Here is a 1,393-nt window from a genome sequence, read left to right as displayed (position 1 = left end):
GCGTATAATCGTCGGCAGCGTCAGATGTGTATAAGAGACAGCGCCTACGGCGCGGGTCCCCTCCCTCTCCCCGGAGGGGAGAGGGCTACCCCGTCACGCGTCGAGTTCCGGCATCCGCCAGTTCCCGCCAAGATCGGCGTTGCGCAGCAGCAGGAACAGCTCGTCCTGCGAGCGGGTGACGGCGGTGTAGAGCCAGCGCCACTTGTGCTCGCGGAAGGCGGCGGAATCGTCGAGCACAGTGACGGACGGGAACTCCGACCCCTGGGCGGAGTGGCAGGTGATCATCCAGGCCCAATCGAACTGCTGCACGTCGCGCTCCACCCGCGGCGCCTTGGTCTCGCCGCTGTAGTGGGCCTGGAACATCCAGGGGTGGACCATCAGCTTGCTGCGGGGCTTCACCTCGTCCTCCATATGGACGCCGAGCGACCACAGCCCGTCCTGGCGGCCCCGCCCCTCGGCGGCCGGGCGGGTCAGCGTGCCGATCATGCCGTTGAACAGCCCCTCCTCGCGGTCGTTGCGGCGGCAGATCACCCGCTCGCCCGCCTGCGGCATCACCGTGTCGAAGCCGTGGCGGGTGCGGATGCGCCGGGTGAAGTCGGTGCGCACGCGGTGGGTGCCGCAGATGGTCTGGGTGTCCACCCGCAGGGCCAGCGGCTCGGTCACCCGGTTCAGCGGCAGCACATGGGCGTTCCCGGCGGTGCCGAAGCGGCGCGGCAGCTCCTGCCGGCGCAGCAGGTGGGCGAGCCGGATCACCGGGCTCTCCCGCGCCGTGCGGTGCGGCTCGACCAGCCGGAAATCCGGCTCGCCCTTGGTCAGCGTGCCCTGGCCGGTCACCGGGGGAAGCTGGTAGTCGTCGGCGATCATCAGGATCTTCTTGCCGGAGCGCAGCAGGTCGTTCGCCACGTCGTCCCCGACCATCGAGCCCTCGTCGCAGACGATCAGGTCGGCCTCGGCGAACTTGCCCTCCGCCTTGCGGGCGAAGAACAGCTCGCCGGTGTCGTCGTCCTGCCGCGGCGCGTAGATCAGCGAATGCAGCGTCGCCGCCCGGTCGATGCCCTTGCGGCGCAGCACCTGCGCGGCCTTGCCGGTGGGCGCCCCGACCACGAAATTCTCCAGGTTGCGGCGATCCTGGAGATGATCCAGGGCGAAGACGGTCGTCTTGGTCTTGCCGGTCCCGGCCTCGCCGGCCAGCCAGAACATCTGGGGGGCCGCGGGGTCGGCGTACCAGGCGTCGATGGCTTGGATCGCCCGGAACTGCTCGTCGGTCGGGGTATCGGTCTGTCTCTTATACACATCTCCGAGCCCACGAGACTATAACAGCTATCTCGTATGCCGTCTGCTGCTTGAAAATGGGGGGGGGGGGGGGGGGGGGGGGGGGGGGGGGGGGGGGGGG

Annotated in this window: 1 protein-coding gene; it reads right to left on the bottom strand. The window is 69.6% G+C overall.

Going from position 1 to position 1,393, the window contains the following annotated elements; translation table 11 throughout:
- Nucleotides 1–93: 93 nt before the first annotated feature.
- Nucleotides 94–1,293, bottom strand: coding sequence for an ATP-dependent DNA helicase (locus Q4I23_RS32650; RefSeq protein WP_498528996.1), 1,200 nt, complete (start codon nucleotides 1,291–1,293; stop codon nucleotides 94–96).
- Between the last annotated feature and the right edge of the window lie 100 nt (nucleotides 1,294–1,393).

It is taken from the genome of Azospirillum sp. UFLA03-27 (genome assembly GCF_059803775.1).
This window is presented reverse-complemented; position numbering and strand designations above follow the sequence as displayed.